Annotated in this window: 13 protein-coding genes; 8 read left to right on the top strand and 5 right to left on the bottom strand. The window is 44.3% G+C overall.

Translation table 11 applies throughout. From position 1 onward, the window contains the following. The first annotated feature begins 427 nt into the window (after nucleotides 1-427). Genes CPG39_RS12825 through CPG39_RS12845 form a run of 5 tightly spaced genes read left to right on the top strand, consistent with a single transcriptional unit; the run spans nucleotide 428 to nucleotide 7,458 of the window. Nucleotides 428-1,255 (top strand): ABC transporter permease, encoded by an 828-nt coding sequence (locus CPG39_RS12825; RefSeq protein ID WP_096293964.1) that lies wholly within the window; start codon nucleotides 428-430, stop codon nucleotides 1,253-1,255. Beyond that, nucleotides 1,245-2,588: an ABC transporter ATP-binding protein gene (locus CPG39_RS12830; protein WP_096293965.1), complete on the top strand. Its 1,344-nt coding sequence runs from the start codon at nucleotides 1,245-1,247 to the stop codon at nucleotides 2,586-2,588. Before CPG39_RS12825 ends, CPG39_RS12830 begins: the two co-directional genes overlap by 11 nt. Beyond that, a complete protein-coding gene (locus CPG39_RS12835) occupies nucleotides 2,588-4,576 on the top strand; it encodes a methyltransferase (protein ID WP_096293966.1) in 1,989 nt (662 codons plus the stop codon). The genes CPG39_RS12830 and CPG39_RS12835 overlap by 1 nt, the downstream gene beginning before the upstream one ends. Beyond that, a complete protein-coding gene (locus CPG39_RS12840; RefSeq protein WP_096293967.1) occupies nucleotides 4,569-6,194 on the top strand; it encodes a glycosyltransferase in 1,626 nt (541 codons plus the stop codon). The genes CPG39_RS12835 and CPG39_RS12840 overlap by 8 nt, the downstream gene beginning before the upstream one ends. A gap of 7 nt (nucleotides 6,195-6,201) precedes the next feature. Continuing rightward, entirely contained in the window at nucleotides 6,202-7,458 is a 1,257-nt protein-coding gene (locus tag CPG39_RS12845; protein WP_096293968.1) for a glycosyl transferase, read from the top strand. A 97-nt stretch (nucleotides 7,459-7,555) separates the two neighbouring features. Here CPG39_RS12845 and mgtE read toward each other — a convergent pair whose 3' ends face one another. The 4 genes from mgtE to CPG39_RS12865 all read right to left on the bottom strand — a co-directional run bounded on the left by mgtE (nucleotide 7,556) and on the right by CPG39_RS12865 (nucleotide 12,971). Further along, complete coding sequence (gene mgtE / locus CPG39_RS12850; protein ID WP_096293969.1) at nucleotides 7,556-8,995, bottom strand: magnesium transporter; 1,440 nt, start codon at nucleotides 8,993-8,995, stop codon at nucleotides 7,556-7,558. A 207-nt stretch (nucleotides 8,996-9,202) separates the two neighbouring features. Beyond that, entirely contained in the window at nucleotides 9,203-10,021 is an 819-nt protein-coding gene (gene aroE, locus CPG39_RS12855; protein WP_096293970.1) for a shikimate dehydrogenase, read from the bottom strand. A gap of 59 nt (nucleotides 10,022-10,080) precedes the next feature. Next, nucleotides 10,081-10,968, bottom strand: a complete 888-nt coding sequence (locus CPG39_RS12860) for an energy transducer TonB (RefSeq protein WP_096293971.1) — start codon at nucleotides 10,966-10,968, stop codon at nucleotides 10,081-10,083. Nucleotides 10,969-11,114: 146 nt separating this feature from the next. Continuing rightward, on the bottom strand, nucleotides 11,115-12,971 hold the full coding sequence (locus tag CPG39_RS12865; RefSeq protein ID WP_096293972.1) for a ribonuclease catalytic domain-containing protein: 1,857 nt from the start codon (nucleotides 12,969-12,971) through the stop codon (nucleotides 11,115-11,117). A 341-nt stretch (nucleotides 12,972-13,312) separates the two neighbouring features. On the opposite strand from CPG39_RS12865, the gene CPG39_RS15040 reads away from it, so the two are divergent. Then, nucleotides 13,313-13,525: a hypothetical protein gene (locus tag CPG39_RS15040; RefSeq protein ID WP_419866155.1), complete on the top strand. Its 213-nt coding sequence runs from the start codon at nucleotides 13,313-13,315 to the stop codon at nucleotides 13,523-13,525. Nucleotides 13,526-13,614: 89 nt separating this feature from the next. On the opposite strand, the gene CPG39_RS12880 is transcribed toward CPG39_RS15040, so the two are convergent. Next, nucleotides 13,615-14,106 carry a DciA family protein gene (locus CPG39_RS12880; RefSeq protein WP_096293974.1) on the bottom strand — a complete coding sequence of 164 codons (492 nt, stop codon included), beginning with the start codon at nucleotides 14,104-14,106 and terminating at the stop codon, nucleotides 13,615-13,617. A 33-nt stretch (nucleotides 14,107-14,139) separates the two neighbouring features. Between CPG39_RS12880 and CPG39_RS12885 the strand changes: the two genes are divergently transcribed. Together CPG39_RS12885 and secA are read left to right on the top strand one after the other, a co-directional pair. Then, nucleotides 14,140-15,063 (top strand): M23 family metallopeptidase, encoded by a 924-nt coding sequence (locus tag CPG39_RS12885; protein ID WP_096293975.1) that lies wholly within the window; start codon nucleotides 14,140-14,142, stop codon nucleotides 15,061-15,063. A gap of 232 nt (nucleotides 15,064-15,295) precedes the next feature. After that, the gene (gene secA / locus CPG39_RS12890) at nucleotides 15,296-18,028 is read left to right on the top strand and encodes a preprotein translocase subunit SecA (RefSeq protein WP_096293976.1); all 2,733 of its coding nucleotides are present in this window, start codon (nucleotides 15,296-15,298) and stop codon (nucleotides 18,026-18,028) included. Nucleotides 18,029-18,035: the final 7 nt, after the last annotated feature.

Here is an 18,035-nt window from a genome sequence, read left to right on the forward strand (position 1 = left end):
CAGAACCAATATAAACTTTTGGCTTTCATGTCGTGTGATATTAATCACATTGATTTTTGGAAAATTTCACTAGAATAGTGCGCTAAATAATTTCAAAGCGATGATCAAGGGTTGGGTGGTAGGAGTGAAGTGTATGAATTTTCTATGTTTTTGACGGCAAGGATATGGATCAGGAATATAATAGGCTTTGTTGTTTGTTTTTTCTTATAATGCCTCATTTTGCTTCTCGACGGCTTGCCGGATAAATGACTCGCTCTCGTTCACGTTTTTGTAGATAATGTCGCACCTGTTATCATTGTCATAATTTTGTAATTTAGCAACATGAATGGGTGCATTTTTTCTTCCGGTTTGTTGCGGAAGATCTTTCGGGAATGATTTGCGCATTTTGCAGGATTAAAAATTTGTTTGTAAGCTTGGAATTTTAAAATTGAATCCGCACGCTGCTCGATCGATCTCTCCATTTACCTTAATCAACACCCTTAAGACCCATCGAAGTCTGATCTATTCTCTAACCAAACGGGAGGTTATCGGCCGCTACCGGGGTTCCATTATGGGGATATTATGGTCATTCTTTAATCCCGTCTTGATGTTGATTGTTTATACATTTGTATTTAGCGTGGTATTTAAAGCGCGCTGGGATGGCGGCACGGATTCCAGAACCGAATTTGCACTGGTTTTGTTTGCCGGTTTAATGATTTATAACTTGTTTGCAGAGTGCATCACTCGATCTCCGGGGCTGGTGCTGGGAAATGTAAACTACGTTAAGAAAGTGGTGTTTCCCTTGGAAATATTATCCATTGTGACCATGGGTTCTGCAGTTTTTCACTTCCTGATTAGTTTTTTGGTTTGGCTGATCTTTTATTTGGTGTTTTTTGGTGTGCCGCAAGTCACACTTCTATTATTTCCTTTATTGTTGATTCCATTCTTATTGCTGATTTTAGGGCTTAGCTGGTTTCTGGCGGCGTTGGGAGTATTTTTACGCGATGTCAGCCAGATTGTTGGCGTCATGATGACTGCGCTATTGTTTTTATCGCCAATTTTTTATCCGATTACTGCGTTGCCCACGGAGTACCATCAATTTTTGCAGATCAATCCTCTGACATTTGTCATTGAACAGGCTCGTGGCGTGATGATTTGGGGCAATGGGATAAGCTGGCAGGGGTGGATTATCTACTTGCTGCTCGCCACCGTAACGGCATGGCTGGGTTTCGCCTGGTTTCAGAAAACGCGTAAGGGATTTGCCAATGTCCTTTGACATTGCCGTTAAGGTCGAGAACCTTAGCAAGTGCTATCAGATTTACGATCATCCGCGCGATTTCCTTAAGCAAATCATCATTCCCCGTTTGCAACGCTTGACTGGACGGAAGCCTAAACAATATTTTCGTGAGTTTTGGGTGTTGAGGGATATTTCATTCGAGATCCAGAAGGGCGAAACCGTCGGCATTATTGGCCGCAATGGTTGCGGCAAGTCTACCTTGCTGCAGATGATTTGCGGCACGTTGAATCCGACCAGTGGTAACGTTCAGACCCACGGACGTATTGCCGCATTGCTGGAATTGGGATCAGGCTTCAATCCGGAGTTTACCGGACGGGAAAATGTTTACATGAACGCTACCGTGCTGGGTCTGAGTCAGGAAGAAATTAATGCCCGATTTGATGATATTGTGGCCTTTGCCGATATCGGCAAGTTCATCAATCAGCCAGTCAAGACCTATTCTAGTGGGATGATGGTGCGTCTGGCGTTTGCTGTTCAGGCTCAGGTTTCTCCGGATATTTTAATCGTTGACGAAGCGCTGGCTGTGGGCGATGCGAAGTTTCAGGCCAAGTGTTTTGAGTGTTTGAAACAACTCAAAAGCAATGGAACAAGCATTTTATTAGTAACCCACTCCAGTGAGCAGATTGTGACGCATTGCTCCCGCGCGATGTTGCTCAATGAGGGTTCCGTCGCTGTGGCCGGCGAGCCGCGGCATGTCGTCAATCGCTATATGGATTTGTTGTTTGGCAAGGAACGTAAAGAATCTTGCTCATCACCCTCTTCCATTATTTCCAGTTCTTCGCCGTCAATAAAAAACGATCCGCTCATGCTGAATCACGTCGACGACGTGTTTGCGACCCGAGCTGGTTATAATCCGCATGAGTATCGCTGGGGAGATGGAGCGGCAACGATTCTCGATTTCCGTATGTCAGTTGAGAATGAGCTTTATCCATTAGTCATTACGACCGGGCAGAGCGTCTCGTTAAGTGTGGTGATAAGGTTTCATATTGATCTGGTGCATCCGATTCTGGGTATTACTATCAAAACCAAGGCGGGTGTCACGGTCTATGGCGCTAATTCCAGGCTGCTGGAAGTGACTGCCTTTGAGTCATTGGGTAAGAAAGATACTGTAATGATTGCCCATGCTATTTTTATTTGTCGTCTTGCACCGGGGGATTATTTTATTTCTCTGGGAATTGCGACTCAACAAAATGACGAGGTGATTCCGCATGATAGGCGTTATGATGCAATTCATCTGCAGGTAAGTCCAGTGACTGCATTCTTTGGTTTGTGTGATTTGCAATTGGAATTGACTGTACAGGAAATAGCATAATGCAATCGGTTTTGCTGCAAGCAGGTTATATTTTCAATACCGAAACCAACATTTGGTTACGATCCGGATATGGCGGTATTGCTTACAGTGATGGTGACCAAGTTGAGCGGCGTATTGAGCAAATCGTTACAACAGCTAAGGATCTTAGTGTGTTCTCGAGTGAATTGCGCAGCCAGTGTACGGATTGGCCTTCGTCGTATCACTTGTCCGGGGTCCGGGCGAATATTCTGCGGCCATTTGAATCCGAGCTTGATGGGGATATTCTTGAAATCGGTGCGGGCTGTGGTGCGATTACACGTTATCTGGGTGAATGCGGTGCAAATGTGTTGGCGCTTGAAGGCAGCTTGCGGCGTGCTGCCATTGCTAGATCCAGAACGCATGATCAATCTAATGTCGCGGTAGTTGCGGAACGATTCGATCAGTTCCGGATTGAGCGAAAATTTGATGTAATCACACTCATTGGTGTGTTGGAGTATGCCGGGCTTTTTGCCGCGCATAAGCATCCTGCGTTGGCCATGCTGGAGCGGGTGCGATCGCTGCTGAAGCCTGACGGTAAGCTGATTGTAGCGATCGAGAATCAACTTGGACTGAAGTATTTTGCGGGGGCACCTGAAGATCATATCGGGCAATCCATGTACGGAATAGAAGGGCGTTATCAAACCGATCAACCGCAGACGTTCGGACATAAATTCCTGGCTGAAATGATCCATGAGGCGGGGTTCGTGAAATCAGAATTCCTGGTTCCCTTTCCGGACTATAAACTTCCGGTTTGCATCCTTACAAGCGAAGGTTTGAGCGCTCCGGATTTCGATGCGATTGAACTTGCTTGCCAATCCATTACGAAAGACGCGCAATTGCCCGAGAGAACATTGTTTTCATTGGAACGGGCATTGCCGGTTATTTTTCGTAATGGTTTGGCTGTTGATCTGGCCAACTCATTTCTGATCGTTGCTGCCAATAGCTCCGAATATAATCCCGAGTCGGATGTGCTGGCTTATTATTTCAGTACGGACCGGCGATCTATTTTCTGTAAGAAAACCTTCTTTGTGCGACGCCAGGGTGATATTCAAGTAGAGCGTCGTATGCTTTCAGCAAATGGCTCGCCTGAAAAATTAGGCAACCCGGATTTGTTTTTTCAACTGCCATGTGATTTGACTTATTTTCATGGGAAAACACTTTATCGGGAGTTTGTTGAGATTGTGACCAGACCGGGCTGGACGACTAAAGAAATTCAGCGTTATTTTTCCAAGTACCTGGAAATTATTTTAGAGATTGCTCATTCGGAAGGCCATGCCTGTAGTTCGCAACCGCAGGATATATTATTTCCTGGGGATTATCTTGATGCCATTCCATCGAATATTGTTATGACGGATGCTGGAAAAGCAGTTTACGTCGATCGAGAATGGTGCGCATCAGAGGGTATTCCGTTTAGCTACCTGCTTTTTCGCGCAATCACATCATTGATGAAAGGCATTTCCACATTTTCCCAGCCGCAAGATCCAGCCGTGGCAACGAGAGCAGGACTGCTTCTGACTGTTATGAATAGCCTGGGTCTTTCACCTGGAGAAGAAGATTTTGCTAAATTCTTACGGATGGAATCAGAATTAAGTGCTTTTTCTTCGGGTGTTGAGAGCAGGATATTTTCAACCTGGTCCCCTGATGCAAGCTTGCCGGGTTGTTCCGGCTCTTTTCCAGGAGAAGCTCTGGATTCGCGTCTTAAGCGTACAGAGACGGCGAAGTCTGTGGCGGAAAAATTCGCTTATGAACGTCTGACCGAAATTCAGCGTTTACAAACGCAACTTGCCGCTACCGAGAAAGCCAAAGCCTATGCGGAGTCGCTTGCCATTAATCGGTTGCAGGAACTACAGCAATTGCAGAACCAATTGACGCAGGCAAACACTCAGCTGGAATCTATTCGATCTTCTACGGGATACAAGCTATTAAAATTAATAAAGCTTGCTTCAAACCGCGGGAGGCCGGATGTCTGATTTATATTGGACGATTGATTCTCTGGTGGTTAAGGATAACGTGATGTTTGGCTTTGGCTGGATTTTCCATGCACGATACGAAGTTGTCTCGTTACGCTTCCGAGTGATGTCTGCTGAAAGGAATGTGCCAGAACATATTTACGCTGACTTTGGAAAATCCCGGGAAGATGTTGGGCGTTCTTATCTAAATCATGCCAGAGCAATGAACTCCGGTTATGTGGTGTTCGGAGCGCTTTCTGATGAAAGGCACCCGGACTCCATTGTGTTGGAATGTACTTTGGCAGATGGCTCTACAATAGAATTGTCAGTTCCGTCCTCGAAGATAATCTGCTTTTCTAAAGACTATGCTAAGGGTAAAAACCGTATTGTATTAAGACAGGCAGGCACCTTATTGAAGCGGGGGCTGTACCTTATCCGATCAGGAAAAATTTCTTCTTTCTTTGATAAAGTCAAGCGCTACCTTAACGGAAGACCGCAAACCGCGTTGCAGAAGCCTGATGAATTTGCTTCTCTGTTCGAGTCTCAGGAAGGTCAGAATCTAAGCGTGATTTTAGATCACAATCTTGGCGGAGGTGCAAACCAATATCGGGATCGCTTGGTTGATGCCATCATTCGCGAGGGGCGAAGTGCGATCATTTTGACTTATCATGTGGCGACCTTATCCCATATGGTGATTGTAAGGAATAAACGTTTGAATGTACGATATTCAATACCTGATATCACTTTCTTGTGGCAATCACTCCAACAGCTTTCAGTCAAAGACATTATTTATAATACGGCAGTATCTTTTGTGAAGCCGGATGAGATTCCGCAATTTTTAATACGGCTGAAAGTGCAGACCTCCGCCCGGCTTATGGTGCTGGCGCATGATTTTTATCTGGTTTGTCCATCTCATTTTCTCCTTGATCATGACGGAAAGTATTGTCAGATTCCGGAGATTAGCGTTTGTGATAACTGTTTGCCCAAGAATCGCTACGGCTTCGCCGCGCTTTTTACCGAGCGTGATATTTCCAAGTGGCGCGCCATATGGGGATCGCTTCTGGCTGCTGCTGATGAAATCATAACTTTTTCCAATAGCACAGCACAGCTTTTAATGAAAGCTTATCCGCAAATTGAAAATTCACAAATATCCATCAGGCCACACGAAGTTGCCTATCTGGAGGATAAAGTTGTCCGGATTAAACAGACCGCATCCCTGCGTATTGGCGTTGTGGGGCAGATCGGGTTTCATAAAGGTGCAGCGTTCATCCAGCAGCTTTCTCGTGAGATTAAAAGGCGTGAAGTCGATGTTAATATTGTCGTTATCGGCTCCATAGAAGTGAGTTGTGAGCCATCTGTTGTCAGCCAGACCGGCCCCTATCGGTATGATCAATTAGCCAGTCTTATTGATGCTTCAGGTGCGAATGTTATGTTATTTCCTTCAATCTGGCCTGAGACGTTCTCCTATGTCGTACAGGAATTGATGTACATGGATCTGCCGGTTGCATCGTTTAACCTTGGCGCACCAGCTGAACGCATCGCTTCTTATTCGAAAGGACTCGTCCTGGCTTCTATGGACGCTGCAAGCGTTCTTGATGAATTGATTTTGTTTCACAGCAAGATATATCTTGCGCACTGAGGTTGACATGTCCAATATTAACGTATTTACCAGCGCTGCTTTTAATTACATTCCAAAAGTACGCATGCTATTTCACTCCTTGCGGCAGCATCATCCGGAGTGGCGGCTTCATTTGGCCCTCGCAGATGAACCGAGACCGGATGTCGATTTGAGTCGTGAGCCTTTTGACCAGATTTGGCCTGCCTCCGAACTGGGTATTCCTGATTGGCGCGGGTGGGCGTTTTGTCACACGATCGTCGAATTGGCAACCGCCATTAAGCCGTTTATGCTGCTTCGTTTGCTAAAGCTGCCTGAGTGCCAAAAGGTAATTTACCTTGATCCGGATACCGTTGCATTTTCTCGTCTTGATGACATTATCGCAGCTCTGGACAAGGCTAATATTGTTCTGACGCCGCACCAAACCCGGCCGGAGAAAACGCTCTCGGCGGTGATGGATAATGAGATCTGCAGCTTGAAGCACGGTATCTATAATCTCGGATTTATCGCCGTTGCAGCTTCTGATGTCGGTCATGAGTTTGCAGAATGGTGGAGTCAGCGGATTTATCATTTTTGTCGTGCTGATATTCCAAACGGGCTTTTCACAGATCAGCGATGGATTGATCTTGTGCCTGCATTTTTTGAGGATGTGGCTATTATGAAATCCAGTCGTCACAACGTTGCAACCTGGAACCTGACCACCCGCAAATTGGGATTGAGCGCATCGGGCAATTATATGGTTGATGGTGAGCCATTGGGTTTCTATCATTTTACTGGTTTTGATAGTGGTGCCCATCGCATTATGGCTGCAAAAAATGCCGGAAATAATCAGGCTGTACATCAGCTTGTCAATTGGTATGCAAAGCAGACCGAGGCACTGGTTGATGAGCCGCTGGCAAAAGAACCCTGGGCTTATGGTTTCTACACGGACGGCACGCCAATCTCCAAGGCGCAGCGTCTCGTTTATCGCGAAAGAGTGGATCTTCAAAGCGTGTTTCCAGATCCTTTTGATGCGTCTACTTATCTGGCTTGGTGGAATAATCAGGGTAAAGTGGAATTTCCCGATTTTTTCGACCCGGAAAGATGTGAAAAGGCAATGAAAGAATTCTCATCGGTGTTAACGCCTGGGTTTCGTGGAAACACAAGCAGTATCGATTGGGAGAAGTTGAGCGGAATTCTCCGGCAATCTTTTTTTCAACCCAGAACGGGGTTTGCGATTGGGAAACGTGGTTGGGAAGTTTTTAAAAGTGAAGGATTTGCCGGTTTAAAACGCCGATTGCTTGGATAATCAAGCCGGCTCATTCTTGATCGGTATCGTAAAAATTATTTTTCTGGTTCTGGCTGCATTAACAATCAGTTTGTCAGATCAAGATTTCACGCGTACCTTACAGCAGGAAAAAGGTTGCCAAGGCCAAAAAAATGAAGAATCCGCCGCTGTCTGTCACAGCGGTAATCATCACGCTGGAACCTAAAGCCGGGTCGCGACCAAGCTTGCGTAAAGTCAATGGAATCATGACGCCTAATAACGCGGCTAGCAGCAAGTTGAGTGTCATGGCCAAAGTCATTACCAAGCCCAGTTCGGCATTTTGATAAATGGCAAAGGTGAATAAGCCGACGACAGTTCCCCATAGCAAACCGTTGACGATACTCACACCGACTTCCTTGGTGATTAATTTCCAGGCGCTTCGGGTGTTGATCTGATTCAATGCCAGTGCACGCACAATCATGGTGATGGTTTGATTGCCCGAGTTGCCGCCAATGCCTGCGATGATCGGCATGAGCGCGGCGAGAGCGACCAGTTTCTCGATAGAATCTTCAAATAAACCGATAACCCGTGAGGCGATAAAAGCAGTAACCAGGTTAATTGCTAGCCAGCCCCAGCGATTCTTGACGCTTTTTAAAATCGGGGCAAAAAGATCTTCTTCTTCACTCAAGCCCGCTAGGTTCAGCGCTTCATTTTCTGCTGTTTCGCGGATGAAGTCGATGACGACGTTGACAGTGACACGGCCGAGTAATTTGTTGCTTTCGTCTACTACTGAAGCTGAAACCAGGTCATAGCGTTCAAAAGCGTTAGCAGCTTGTTGTGCGACATCGTTCGGCCGTAATTTAATCATTTCCTTGGTCATCACTTCGGCAACTAGGATGTCAGGGTCACTGACGATTAATCGATTGATCAGCAATACTCCTTTCAATTGTTCATTCCGATCCACGACGAATAATTGATCGGTATGATCCGGCATTTCATCTAGGCGGCGTAAATAACGCAGAACTACCTCCAGTCGCACATCTTCACGAATGGTGATGACATCAAAATCCATCAGTGCGCCCACGGAATCTTCCGGATACGACATTGCTGCGCGCAGTTGCTCGCGTTCTTCTATAGGTAATGAACGGAAAACATCATCCATCACTTCCTGCGGTAAATCAGGCGCGAGATCAGCGATCTCATCGGCATCCAGATATTCCGTAGCAGCAACCAACTCTTGAGTGCCCATATCAGTGATCAGCGAGGCGCGAACGGCGTCTGATGTTTCCAGCAATACTTCACCGTCACGGTCCGTTTTGATCATACCCCAGATCAGAAGACGATCTTCGAGCGGTAATGCTTCCAAAATGTTAGCGATATCAGCAGGATGAAGTTGATCCAGAAAAACCTGCAGTTCGGTCAGATTTTGCTTTTGGACTTCGGATTCGTTGAGTGACGGGTTTGTGTCATCTTGCAAAGTAACCAGACCCTCAATTAATTTATATTTATGTAACAGAAAAGTGACTTGTTCTAATGGAGTCGATGGGCTTTCCTGATTATTGTTGTTCGTTTCGGTCATAACGGGTTTATGTTTGCAAGAATAGTCTTTTTATTTAGAATAAATTCAGACTGTTTATACGCCGGACAGTTTGCAATTTGATGACCGGTGAGTATAAACCGCGTTGCGGCTTCAACACTATAAAATTATGGATCGGTGTTATGCTCGGCCCAATCGGTTTGATGAAATTACAACGGCTATAATGGAAAGAAGCACGTAAGACTGGTCTTACAGGCGTGATTTTAACATCATAATGACTGGCTTTGTCTGAGGATAGATGCCACGCCAGATAAAGAAAGATTCAGCCGCTTGTTCGACCAGCATACCGATACCATCAGCCAGTTGTTGCGCGCCATGTAAGTGAGCAAATTTAAGGAAGTGAGTGAGTTCATGGTGGTACATCATATCGTAAGCAAGCGCGGCATGAGAGAAAATGCTGGCAGGTATTTGGGGTAATGCATTGTGTAGACCGGCGGAAGTGGCATTGATGATGATGTCGAATTTTTCATCCGAGAAGGCCATAAAATCACCAGCTACGATATGACCATACGAGACAAACTGTTGTTGTAATGCTTCAGCTTTGTGCGGTGTGCGGTTTGCTATAACCAGTAAAGCGGGGTTTTGCTGCAATAGTGGAAGAATCACGCCTCTTGCGGCTCCGCCGGCGCCGAGCAGCAGTATGCGTTTGGCTGCAATAGAGAGGCCTAGATTCGATTCGATGTCGCGAATGAGCCCAGCCCCATCCGTGTTATCACCTGATATCCCATTGTTTTCAAATTTGAGCGTGTTAACTGCCTGTGCGATTCTCGCTCGTTCCGTCAAGTGAGTTGATAGATGATGAGCTTCCAGTTTGAAGGGTACCGTGACGTTCAATCCTTTACCGCCATGTTGGCGGAAATTTTCCACAGCCAGCATGAAACCATCAAGCGGAGCCAAACGGGCGTCATAGTGCATGGATTGGTTTGTTTGTCGAGCAAAAGCGGTATGAATCAGTGGTGATTTACTATGTGATATGGGGTTACCGATCACGGCATATAAATCGGGCATAAGTGAGAAACTTTTTAATTAAATTTAAAGATAAGTAAATTGCCAGCTTCAATAAAAGATTATTGACTGAGTAATGTGTCAGAGGATGCAAATACCCACGTTCGGGTAATATGTAGAATATCCGTATCTTGACTAATATCGGGGGGGAAAGGTGCAAATCCATTTTGTCCGGCCAGTTTTACGATGTTGATGGCGGCGTCATCGAGAATCTTTTTTCCGGATGAGCGGTTAACTTCAATAGATTCCAAGCTGCCGTCAGCACGAATGCCAACGGTGAGTTGTAGGTTGCCGTATAATTTTTCTTTTCTGGCGGCTTCCGGGTAATTCAAATTGCCGATACGCTCAACTTTCAAACGCCAATCTTCAACATAACGTGCAAAGCGATATTCTCTGGTACGTGCGCCAACAAATTTTCTTTTGGGACGTTTCTGATAGCTATCGTGATCTTGATCCACCTGTGCTCTGAGTCGGGCGATATCAAGGCTGCGCAGTAACAATTCATTCGCATCGACATCCGTGGGCTTGTTTTCATCTTCATTTTCGTTATCTTGTGTCTCGAGTGCTTGGATTTGCGGAATATCGCTGACAGCAGCCATTAATTTCTTAGCTTCCTGCTCCAGTTGTTTTACTTTTTGTTGTGCTACCTTTTCATTGAGGATAGGTTTACTTTTCGGCAGAACAGGGAGAGGGGTCTTTGCCTTGCGGTCATCATCCGTGTTGCCGCCACCGTCCAGATTATCTTGCGCAAGTAATTTGCTTTCTTTAGGTTGGCTCAATGTCTTATTGTTAACCAACACAACCTCCAGAGAGGATGCAATTTTGTCAGTTTGGGGTTGTGGAAATTGAAAAGTCACTCCAAACAATATAATGATGTGTAATAGGAACGAAACCACCATCGCAACTAAGATGCGATTGGTTTGTAAAAATTGATAACCACTCGATGCCATGGATGAGATTGCGTGTGTTTGAAAGATCACAGCCACAGAATCAAACCTTGAAAGTTAAATCTAAAGTCTCTAGAGATTGTGGTATTTTAGAGGAGAGCTTTTTTTTGCTCGTCGCATGGCTCATTAAGTTTCCGTATAAATAAATCTCATACATCCTGTTTGTGCAAGAATTCTGCATGCAAAGTTCGCTCCAGTAAATCTATTTCGGATAATTGAAGTTTGACGTAAGTGCTTGGGGCCATTTCCGGTAGTGAAGGAATTCGCATGATAAAAGGAATATGATCAAATTTTACTAAATTTTCTTTAATAACCTGAGCATTGATGGTTTGAATTCTTTCTTGCAGTAACCAGCGCAAGCACCAGTAACGTTCCATTGCCCGTTGAAATTCTCCATAAATACTATAGATCATTTCAAAATCGCGCATCGCAATTAAAAGTTTGTCGCTGTTTTTGGTATAAAACGGAGGTTCATTACGTAACAGCGCAATGATTTGCCGTTGGTTGATTAAATCCACATAGCGTCTCATAGGAGAACTGCTCCAGGCATATTGCGAAACTCCGAGTCCTTGATGTGGGGCGGGGGAAGTGCTCATTCTGACTTTTCCATTTGCCTGACTGCGAAAAATACCCGTAATGCCCGCATCAGCGAGCTGTTTACCCCATTCCATATTGACATAAATCATCAATTCGGAGACTACCTTATCAATGGGGGATCCGCGTCTGCGTTCGCTGATTGTGACACGATTATTTTTGATTTCAAAACTGTAATCAATTTTGTCGTTATTGATATCGTTGGCTTTGCCCCGTTGATTTTCCATTTTGCAGGCAAATTTCCATAGGAGGCTTAATTCCTGGCTAAAGGTATGTTTGAAATCTCCTTTGTTTAATGCGATTTCATTGAAGTATTGCTCTAATTCGTTGTGACGCAGATTTGCAACAATTTTTATTTTCTCAATCCGGCTTTCGGTTTTTATGACGGTAAAATCATCAGAAACGTCTAAATATAATGAAAGTGCCGGGCATACTGTGTTTTCCGCAAGTGTGAAGTGATGAATGATCGCTTCCGGCAGCATGGTGATTTTGTTTCCGGGTAGGTATACCGTCGATAATCGTGTGGCAGCGGTTTTATCGAGTGGGGAATCTGGATCAATTCCCAGAGCAGGTGCGGCGATATGAATACCAATGCGGAAACTCCCCAATGACAGAGGTGTAACAGAGAATGCATCGTCAATTTCGGTCGTTGAAGCATCATCAATACTGAACGCCGCTACATCTGCGCAGGGCAAATCGTTCATTTTATTAGCCACCGGTTGTGAATCTAATTCATTAAAACCGATGCCAGAGGGAAAATGTTCCAAGATAAATTGATTGAAATGATAATCGTGTGAACAGGGTATGGCACCACATTTTTCCATTAGCTTTACAGGAGTATGCTTGGTTTCGGCACAAACAGCTTCGAGCGCTTTCCATTCAATGGAATTTTTTTCTGGCTTATAGAGTAATTGTGGAAGCCGCGGTTTAAATTCCTCAGGCAGAATGAATTGGTTAAGTTGCTCAACATAGCGCGCTTGTTGCTCTGCTTGCAGGCGTTTTTTCTCCAGACTGGCGAGCGCTGCTTTGAGCGCATCGGGTGGTGCTGCCTTGTAACGTCCTTGTCCTTTCTTGTAAAAATGCATCGGAGCATTCTGAAGCAGCATCAATGTGGCAGCAGCTTCAACCGGACTGGGTGAGTGTCCAAAATAATCGGTAGCGAGCGTATTGCTGGCAAATTCGACTTCTTGAGCGCAGCATTCCCAAAGAAAATTCGCATCCAATTCTGCAATGATTTTCTGGACATGATTCATAAATTCGGATACTGGGGGCGTATCGAATTTGAATAACACCGATGTGGTTTTAATCTTTGAGCGCTTGCCGTGAATAGCCTCTATTTGTAGCGAGGTATTATTGTCAGCGAGTATGGTACCTATCTTGAAGGTTCCAGCTTCTTCATAAAAAACATTCATAGGGTTTTTATACGGTCAGTCGGATAATCGGAACTAGGCTGACACTTTGAGATTAAATCATCATCGGAAAAATAAAGGTTTTAACATACAGTCAAGAGTAATTGCTTTGGCATGTGTAAACCTGATCAATATTTCCGCATTATATACGAGACGGTTACAGAAAATAAAAATCAAGTAGACAATTGCAGGCAAGAATTGTGGTGATTTCCCTAGGGTATTGATTGGCTGGGATAATTGATGCGCCGGGTGTATCAAAATAATGAGTTTCGTTACCAGGGAATCGCTGAACGAATCCAAAGATTGGGATAATCGTCTTTTCTGATAATTTTTTAATACACCATGTGACACCATCGAGCTTTTCGGGATTCTGCGGAGTTACCGATGCTCTGCCGGACGAGACTACGATACTGAATTTCCGGCATCTTTTGGAGCAGCACGAATTAACAGCGATATTGCTGGAGGCGATCAATGTTTACCTTGCCCCGGCGGCGGACAATGAGCAGAAACAGGAGGAATTAGGCGACAAAATGCCGCTGAAGAAGGAAGTATCGTGAATTTGTGTTCAAAAAACTGGCAGTAGGCCTGAAAAATCTGAGAACCGCTCATTGTTCAGCGGCTCCCTAGGATTAACCCATCATTTGCATTACGTTTCTGAATCATTGTAATCAATTGAGGTGTCTTGATGTTTTCTTACGAAGAATTGGATGGTTTTTTTGAGTTCTGAATCTGACATCGTAGCAGCAAGCTGAGTTAAACATTCTCTACCTGTCTGACTCAGTTTCAATTTTCTTTTGCTATGTCCTTGCTTTTCAAATGGTCTTGAGTTTTTAAGCGAGTTATGCGCTTGCACCAATATTTGAAATGCAGTAACTTTCCAGCCACGCTGCTGTAGTTTAATTAGTAGTGATGGTGAAATTTGCTTGAGTTTTGAGGCAACTGCGCCATTTTCTACCAGGATGGTTAACTTGCCGTCCAGAATTAGACCTAGGCGACAATATTGAATTAACTGCGCTGGAATCAGTTTAAAAAATGCTAATTGAGCTTCATGCAATTGACGAGCCGATGAAAGCAAGCTGGCATATTCGGGCGTTTTGCCCAGAAGATCAAGATATGAATCAACTTTAAGAGGAAGCATGGTTATTTAAAAAATACCCTGCGAGAATAAAGTATGAATATTATTTTTATTTCAAGTAATACGGAACGAGCGCGCAAACTTACGCTGACAAGGTCGCGTATCATATTATTATTAGGTGTTTTTTCTGCCATAGTTGTAATAGCGGCATTAGGGTTGAATTTTATTTCACTACGTTATGCCGACAAAATCGATGCTCCATTATTAAGAGCGATTTTAGTTAATCCGCAAGAAGAAAAACACCAGAAAATCCAAGCCCACTTACAAGATAACCTGAATATTATGGCCAGCAAGCTAGGGCATATGCAAGCGCAATTAATTCGTCTGGATGCCTTGGGTGAGCGCTTGGCAGAATCTTCAGGAATCAAATCACCTGACTTTCTGTTTAAAGAAGTGCCGGGACAAGGCGGACCAAGAAGTAGTCTAGGTATTTTGGGGGACGAGCTAACTGTTGGGGAGTTTGATGATATGCTCCAGGAATTGTCTACGATGCTTGACGAAAGAGCAGATAAACTGGGGGCTCTCGATTCGTTATTGCGTTTTGGCAGGATAACCAAGTTTGTTTTACCTTCCGAAATGCCGGTTGAAACAGATTGGTATTCTTCCGGTTTTGGCTATCGGATTGATCCTTTTACCGGAAAGAGAGCATTTCATGAAGGTGTCGATTTCGCCGCAAAAACAGGTACACCGATAAAAGCTGCTGCAAGTGGAGTAGTGATCTATTCGGATCGCCATTCTGAGTATGGTAATATGGTTGAAATTGATCATGGCGGTGATTTGGTGAGTCGGTATGCACATGCCTCGAAGCGAATAGTAAAGCTTGGGGAAGTTGTATTACAGGGGCAGAAGATAGCTGAGGTTGGCAGTACCGGACGTTCTACCGGACCCCATTTGCATTTTGAGATTCGACACAAAGACAAACCGCAAAATCCAGCTAAATTTCTGAAAAAGCCGGGTTGAATTGAGTCTTAATAGATCGTTGAAAAAACTTTCGAGGAAATGGATGTATGGCAGAACGGGTTAAGGCGTTTTTAATAATTCGAACGAATATTTCGCGTCCATTTTCAATACTATTCCAGATGGTTTCTAGCAACCGGTGATATTTTTCAGGTATTTTGCAGGGCGAGAGAAAATTTCACACTTCGCTTCTTAACAGATTGTTCAAACACGGAATCATTAGAGACTTATTTTTATGTTAGGTAATCTACTCAAGAAAATTTTCGGTAGTCGCAACGACCGAATGATTAAACAGTATTCTCAAGTCGTGCGTGCTATTAATGAAATGGAACCGGTCATTTCAGAGTTATCCGACGCTGATTTGCGTGCCCAAACGGACAAGTTTAAGCAGCGTATTCAAGATGGGGAGGAGTTGAATGATCTACTTCCAGAAGCATTCGCTGTTGTACGTGAAACGGGTAAAAGAGTGCTGCAAATGCGTCATTTCGACGTGCAGCTTATCGGTGGCATGGTATTGCACGAAGGTAATATTGCAGAGATGCGCACCGGTGAGGGTAAAACGCTTATGGCAACTTTGCCAGCTTACCTGAATGCATTATCGGGTAATGGCGTGCATGTTGTTACCGTGAACGATTATCTGGCAAAACGTGACGCTGATTGGATGGGAAAAATTTACCAGTTTCTTGGGTTGAGTGTCGGTGTTATTTATGCACAGATGTCGTATGGTGATAAACAGGCTGCATATGCCGCGGATATAACCTACGGTACGAATAATGAATATGGATTTGATTATTTGCGTGACAATATGGTGACGCACACAAATGAGCGGGTGCAACGCATACTTAATTTTGCGATCGTGGATGAGGTGGATTCGATCTTAATTGACGAAGCGCGTACGCCATTAATCATTTCAGGGCAAGCGGAGGGTGATACAGAGATCTACGTGCGTATTAATGCACTGATTCCTAAATTGATTCGCCAAGAAACGGAAGACAGTCCGGGTGATTATAGCGTCGATGAAAAATCTCATCAGGTTACATTAAGCGAATCTGGTTTTGAGCACGCTGAGAAATTATTAGCATCTGCTGGATTACTGAAACCGGGAACCAGTCTCTATGATCCAGCCAATATCAATTTGATTCATCACGTAAACGCGGGTTTACGCGCACATAGTTTATATTTTCTGGATCAACATTATGTTGTGCAAGATGGTGAAGTGGTTATTGTTGATGAGTTTACCGGACGTTTGATGGCTGGCCGTCGCTGGTCCGATGGATTACATCAAGCTGTAGAAGCAAAAGAAGGGGTGGTTATTCAGAAAGAAAATCAGACACTGGCTTCGATTACTTTTCAGAATTATTTTCGTATGTACCAGAAGCTCTCTGGTATGACGGGAACAGCCGATACGGAAGCAGCCGAATTTCAACAAATTTATGGATTGGAGACGGTTATTATTCCGACGCATAAGCCAATGATTCGTGATGATCGGATGGATTTGGTATTTCGGACTACGAAAGAGAAGAATGAGGCCATTATTCAAGAAATCAAAGAGTGCTATAAACAAGGGCAACCGGTACTGGTGGGTACGACATCCATTGAAAGTAATGAATTATTATCCAAGCTGCTGGAGCGAGAAAAGTTGCCGCATCAAGTGTTGAATGCCAAACAACATGCTAGTGAAGCGAGTATCGTGGCACAAGCTGGGCGTCCTAAAATGGTTACTATTGCTACCAATATGGCGGGTCGTGGGACTGATATTGTGCTGGGAGGGAATCCGGAACCGGAGATTGAACGTATCCGGCACGATGAGAAAATAAGCGAAGAAGCTAAGCTCAGGCAAATTAGTGAAGTTTCGGAGAAATGGAATGTAGTTCATGAAGAAGTTTTAAGAAATGGGGGGTTACATATTATTGGTACTGAGCGGCATGAGTCGCGCCGGGTGGATAATCAATTGCGCGGTCGGTCGGGTAGGCAGGGTGATCCGGGTTCCAGTCGTTTTTTTCTATCATTGGAGGATCCGCTGCTGCGCATATTTGCCTCTGATCGAGTAGCAAATATTATGACGCGCCTTAATATGCCGGAAGGAGAAGCTATTGAGCATCCCTGGGTTACAAAAGCTATTGAGAATGCACAACGCAAAGTCGAAGCAAGAAATTTTGATATGCGTAAGCAATTGCTGGAATACGATGATGTTGCCAATGATCAGCGGCAAGTAATTTATCAGCAACGTAATGAATTATTGGAAGCGGAGCAGAATATTTCGGAGACTATTACAGCGATTCGTGAAAGTGTGCTAAGTGATTTGTTCAATTTGTATATACCGCCACAGAGTGTTGAAGAACAATGGGATGTGACCGGACTGGAGAAAGCGCTTGCAACAGATTTTCAATTGCATTTTCCATTGAAAAAATGGCTTGAACAACAGCCAGATTTACATGAGGAAAGTTTGAGTCAGCGGATCATTGACCTGGCCAATGAAAAGTATCAGGAAAAAGTAGAGGCGGTGGGTGCCGAAATAATTCATCACTATGAGCGGGTTGTAATGTTACAAATCCTAGATTCGCATTGGCGCGAGCATTTGGCGGCATTGGATCATTTGCGCCAGGGCATACATCTGCGTGGTTATGCACAAAAGAACCCAAAACAAGAATATAAGCGAGAAGCTTTTGGACTCTTCACCAATATGCTCGAAGAGGTTAAAAGCGTGGTAACAAAGATACTACTGACAGTTCAAATAAAAAATGAACAGCAAGTGGAAGCAGTGACTGAAACGCTGCGATCGCCAGAGAATGTGCAATATCACCATGATAATTATGCCGAGGTTTCAGAAGAAGAATCGAATCGCAGCAATATTCAAGCAGAAAAGAATCAACCATTTGTACGTGATAACGAAAAAATAGGACGTAATCAACCATGTCCTTGCGGTTCTGGTAAAAAGTATAAACAATGTCACGGAAAGGTTAAGTAATTAGTTT

Source organism: Nitrosomonas ureae (genome assembly GCF_900206265.1).
GTDB lineage: Bacteria > Pseudomonadota > Gammaproteobacteria > Burkholderiales > Nitrosomonadaceae > Nitrosomonas > Nitrosomonas ureae_C.

Bases quoted from the DNA above. Each gene is read 5' to 3' on its own strand.
- aroE (WP_096293970.1), bottom strand. From the start codon at position 10,021: ATGCCCGATTTATATGCCGTGATCGGTAACCCCATATCACATAGTAAA.
- CPG39_RS12880 (WP_096293974.1), bottom strand. From the start codon at position 14,106: ATGCTTCCTCTTAAAGTTGATTCATATCTTGATCTTCTGGGCAAAACG.
- CPG39_RS12885 (WP_096293975.1), top strand. From the start codon at position 14,140: ATGAATATTATTTTTATTTCAAGTAATACGGAACGAGCGCGCAAACTT.
- CPG39_RS12860 (WP_096293971.1), bottom strand. From the start codon at position 10,968: ATGGCATCGAGTGGTTATCAATTTTTACAAACCAATCGCATCTTAGTT.
- CPG39_RS12865 (WP_096293972.1), bottom strand. From the start codon at position 12,971: ATGAATGTTTTTTATGAAGAAGCTGGAACCTTCAAGATAGGTACCATA.
- mgtE (WP_096293969.1), bottom strand. From the start codon at position 8,995: ATGACCGAAACGAACAACAATAATCAGGAAAGCCCATCGACTCCATTA.
- CPG39_RS12840 (WP_096293967.1), top strand. From the start codon at position 4,569: ATGTCTGATTTATATTGGACGATTGATTCTCTGGTGGTTAAGGATAAC.
- CPG39_RS12845 (WP_096293968.1), top strand. From the start codon at position 6,202: ATGTCCAATATTAACGTATTTACCAGCGCTGCTTTTAATTACATTCCA.
- CPG39_RS12835 (WP_096293966.1), top strand. From the start codon at position 2,588: ATGCAATCGGTTTTGCTGCAAGCAGGTTATATTTTCAATACCGAAACC.
- secA (WP_096293976.1), top strand. From the start codon at position 15,296: ATGTTAGGTAATCTACTCAAGAAAATTTTCGGTAGTCGCAACGACCGA.
- CPG39_RS12830 (WP_096293965.1), top strand. From the start codon at position 1,245: ATGTCCTTTGACATTGCCGTTAAGGTCGAGAACCTTAGCAAGTGCTAT.